This window comes from Paenibacillus sp. AR247, assembly GCF_002968895.1.
GTDB lineage: Bacteria > Bacillota > Bacilli > Paenibacillales > Paenibacillaceae > Paenibacillus_AQ > Paenibacillus_AQ favisporus.
This window is the reverse complement of record NZ_PCZT01000006.1, coordinates 315,359-319,486: the sequence shown is the minus strand read 5'-3', so window position 1 is coordinate 319,486 and position 4,128 is coordinate 315,359. Positions and strand designations below refer to the sequence as shown.

Annotated in this window: 6 protein-coding genes; all 6 read right to left on the bottom strand. The window is 59.9% G+C overall.

What is annotated here, in order from left to right; all coding sequences use genetic code 11:
* Positions 1-404: amidohydrolase family protein (locus tag CPT76_RS06450; protein WP_258168146.1), on the bottom strand; the 404-nt coding region annotated here is incomplete at its 3' end.
* A complete protein-coding gene (locus tag CPT76_RS06445) occupies positions 359-1,492 on the bottom strand; it encodes an FAD-binding oxidoreductase (protein ID WP_105442293.1) in 1,134 nt (377 codons plus the stop codon). The genes CPT76_RS06450 and CPT76_RS06445, both read right to left, overlap by 46 nt.
* Positions 1,493-1,568: 76 nt before the next feature.
* Positions 1,569-1,940 (bottom strand): fumarylacetoacetate hydrolase family protein, encoded by a 372-nt coding sequence (locus CPT76_RS37105; protein ID WP_181152709.1) that lies wholly within the window; start codon positions 1,938-1,940, stop codon positions 1,569-1,571.
* On the bottom strand, positions 1,937-2,257 hold the full coding sequence (locus CPT76_RS37100; protein WP_181152708.1) for a hypothetical protein: 321 nt from the start codon (positions 2,255-2,257) through the stop codon (positions 1,937-1,939). The genes CPT76_RS37105 and CPT76_RS37100 overlap by 4 nt, the downstream gene beginning before the upstream one ends.
* A complete protein-coding gene (locus CPT76_RS06435) occupies positions 2,254-3,084 on the bottom strand; it encodes a creatininase family protein (protein WP_105442291.1) in 831 nt (276 codons plus the stop codon). Before CPT76_RS06435 ends, CPT76_RS37100 begins: the two co-directional genes overlap by 4 nt.
* 15 nt (positions 3,085-3,099) lie before the next feature.
* The coding region (locus CPT76_RS06430) for an amidase (RefSeq protein ID WP_105442290.1) at positions 3,100-4,128 on the bottom strand (1,029 nt) is incomplete at its 5' end.

The following is a 4,128-nucleotide window of genomic DNA, read 5'->3' as shown; positions in this document are numbered from 1 at the left end:
TCGACCATGGCGATCTCGCCCCGGTTTTCCGACGCGTGCGTGTGCACCAGAACACCGTAATGCTCTGCCAAATCCCGGACTTCGGTCAGCAGGCGCTCGGTGCAGGAGACGACAAAACGCGGGCAGAACGCATAACGGATCCGCCCCCCGGCAGCCCCGTCCCACACTTGCAGCAAATCGACGCTTTCCCGGAGGGAACGATCCGTATCCTCCTGCAGCGCCAGGGGCACCTCATCGCCGTGATCCATCATCACTTTGCCGGAAAACGCCCGAATGCCGCTTTCCTCGATCGCCTGAAAGGCCATAGAGGTATGGTGTACGGTCTCCATATCGAGAATGGTCGTCGTCCCGCTGCGGATCAGTTCGCCGAGGCCAAGCAGCGCTTGCCCCTCGAGCGGATCCATTCAAAATGCATCAGCATTTCGTCCCCGAACATCGATTTCAGCGTCCGGATCTGCTCCAAGTAGCAGTCCTGCTTGAAACCTGCTTGCAGGTAGGTATAAGCCGGATCACGCTTCAGCGCCCAAAGCGTCGTATGGTTCCAGGTAAAATCGGACAGACCGATCGATTTGCGGTACTTCTCGGGGTCAATGACATGGCCGATTTCCCCGCCGTAAGCTGCGGCAAGTGCCGGCAGCGCTTCGGCAGCATGCCCGGCGATTTCGGTAAAAACCACCGATTTGCCGTGTGCGATCACTTTTTCCAGTGGCTTGAAGAAGGAGGGAATCGGCCACTCCATCGGCGTGATCAGCCGTTTGGGGATGGCTGCTTCCTCCGCCAGCGCTTCCCCGAATCGGACCGCATCTTCCAGGCGATCGAAGTTCACCACCACCTGTGCCCACTCGGTCCGGGGTGCCAAAGGGATGACCAGCTCGGTGACGATGCCCGTCGTCCCGTAGTTATGAATATAGTCCTTGAGATCCTCGCCGTGGACTCGGAGAACCTGCGGCTCCTCTTCCATCGTCAGGACGGTCGCCTCCAGCACGTTGCCGTCCCACAGGTCCCCCCAGGTAATCGACCCGACGCCCCCGGAGCCGCCGCACACGAACCCACCGACCGTCGCCTTGGCGAAAGTGCTCGGATAAATCCGCAGCTCCTGCCCCTGCTGCCGGGCCGTCTTCTCCAGGACGCCGAGCTTGACGCCGCACTGTACACGGGCATAGCCGCTGCCAATCTCCAAGATTTCGTTCATGCCGCTGAGGTCCAGCACCAGGCCGCCTTCGAGCGGGATCGCCTGTCCGTAGTTCCCGGTTCCCGCTCCGCGGACAGTGACGGGAATCCGATGCCGGTAAGCAATGCGCAGCGCTTCACGGATTTCATCGACCGTAGCGGGTACGAGAACGGCATCCGCTTTTTTGTCCTTCAGTTTTCCGCTCAGCACGGGGGAATACCAATAAAAATCCTTCGACAGCTTTTCGACCGCCGTTTCGTCGGTAAGCAGCTTCAGTGCGCTGAACGCTTCAGGCATTTCAGGCTTCCATATCATTGACATGAGGAACCACCCGCTTTCTTTGGATTCACAGCTAACTCCATATAGAAGAACATTTCGTGAGGACAATTTTTCGATTTCATAAAACGGTGCTAATCCGTTCCTGAACGACCGGATTCCGCAGGGGAAGCAGGGAGCCGATCCGGCATTCGGCCGTATCCCCATCCTGGATGTCTACCGATCCCGGTGTCCCGGTCATGATGATATCGCCGGGATAAAGGGTCATCATCCGCGAGAAATACGAGAGAATCAACCATGGGGAATAGATCATGTCGGATACACAACTTCTGTACCGGACCGATCCGTTAAGCACGGTCTGTATATCCAGTGCATCCAGGTCCCCGATTTCGTCCATGCCGACCAGCTCCGGTCCGAAACTGAAGAAGGTGTCATAACTTTTCGAGCGGCCAAGAAACCGCGGGTTGCGGGCATGGATGTCCTGGGCAGTCATATCCAGCGTCGGAACGATGCCGGGGCCTTTTTCCGGAAATTCGCGCCAACGCCCCAGACATTGACCGCACCATGATACAAGGGGCCAAGATGTGCCTGCTCCAGGGGAACAGAGGGGATGGCGGTCAGCACCTCCTGCCCTCGTTCCCGCAGCCATCCGGACAGCGCCGCCGCCTCGCCGGTCCGCAGCAGTTCCAGAACGGTCGTCGGCCAAGCCGTTCCAAGCGATTCATTGATCCCGGTTAAGGGAAATACCCGATTGCCTGCGACGATGCCCGCGCTGCCTGGCCCGCTTCCCGCCAAGGTTATGAGCCTCATCGCTCGGCTCCCGCTTCCGCCTTGGCCCGGATATCGCCGAACTCGAATTCGCTCAGTTCACGAAACACCTCCGCTAGAATGTCGGTCACCCGTTCCTGAATGATGCTGCCTTTGGCTGCCGTCGCCTGGGTCGCATCGCCGCATATGCCGCTGTCGGAAATGTCCGCCATCCGCCAGGCGAAGCGTATTTTCCCCTCAAGGGTCAAAAATTTCTGCCCGGTCATGGACGGGGTCTCCGAGACGAGCCATTGATCCTGCACCCATCCCGGTTTGATGGCCTTCACGATCGACGTTTCGTAGTCCCCGCCATGAATGCCGTATTCCAGTTCATCGGCGGGCATGAGATCCTCCGCACCTCCCAGGGAGGAGGGCGATAAATAAAAGACGAGCATATCGTGGCGAATGCGGATTTCCCGGGACACCACGTTCAGCAAGTCGGTATTGCCGCCATGCGTATTAAACAGCAGAAGCTTATGGAAACCGCTCAGCCGCAGGCTTTCGGCGATATCCAGGATCACGCTCTGCAGGGTCGTTGCCGACAGCGAAATGGTTCCCGGCAGGCCGAGATGCTCATTGCTTTTGCCGTACGAAACCGGTGGCAGCAGCCACACCCGCGCATCGGGCTTCAGCTTTTCGAGCGCCAGGGTCACCGTAGCCTCCCCGATCAGCGTATCGGTCATGACCGGCAGATGCGGTCCATGCTGTTCGATCGCGCCGACCGGCAGAATGACCAGTGTGCTTTCCTTGGGAAGCTCCTTGACCTGCTTGCTGGTCAGCCTTGGCAGGAATCTCTCCTCCCAGGCTGCTCCTTCGTATCGTGTAAACATCGGCATGTTCCTTTGCTATTGGATTTGGTTGATCACGGCCGCGGCCGCGGGCTGCATCGACGCCTCGATATCCGCTGCCCATCGAAGCAGCTTCAGATCCTGTCCTCTGCCGGCAATGAGCGACAGCCCGACCGGCAGACCGTCCGTCTTTGCCAGCGGCAGTGTAACCTGCGGGAGCCCGCCCAGCCCGGCGATGCAGGACAGCTGCAGGATCCGTGTGCGCGTCATTTCAATTTCCTCGCCGGGCAGCCCGATCACAGGGGCTCCGCAAGGCGCTGTCGGGAGGACGAGCACACCCTCGCTTCCAAGAAGCGCCTCAAGCCGGGCAGCAATCGTTTGCTGCCGCTGGCTCGCTTCCCGGTACGCTCCCTCGGTAATCGTGGCGGTCCAGGCAAATCTTTCGGCGATGCCGGGACCGAATCGGGGATGCTGCGCCGTGATCCATGCGCCATGGGCAGACCATATTTCGTACCCCTGAATCGTGCGGAAAATGCCGGCCCACGCCGCGAGATCCCCGTCCGTCAAATGGATGGATTCGAACGCTCCAAGCGATCCGAATGATTCAAGCGCACCGCGGAGCGATTCGGCGCAGCCAGGCTCGGCAGCTGCCCACGCTTCAGCCGGCAGCATCATTCGAGCGAATTCCCCGCCGTCATCAAGCGGTTCCTCGAGAAGCACGCGGCCGACCTGCAGCAAGGTGCTTGCCCGGCTTGCCATCCAGCCGACCGTGTCAAAGGCCGGAGCCAGCGGGATGACGCCGTCCATGGGCACGCCTCCGTGTGTCGGGCGAAATCCGCAAATACCGCAAAAAGAGGAGGGAATCCGCACGGAACCCGCAGTATCGGTGCCAAGACCAAAGTCCACTTCCCCGGAGGCAACGGCGGACGCCGAGCCGCTTGAGGAACCGCCGGGAATATGTCCTGGAGCGATAGGGTTCGGCGGCGTGCCGTAATGCACATTTTCCCCGTTCAGGCTGAACATCAGCTCATCGGTGTGAGTCATCCCACGAAGCTTTGCTCCGCTGCCGAGCAGACGTTCCACGGC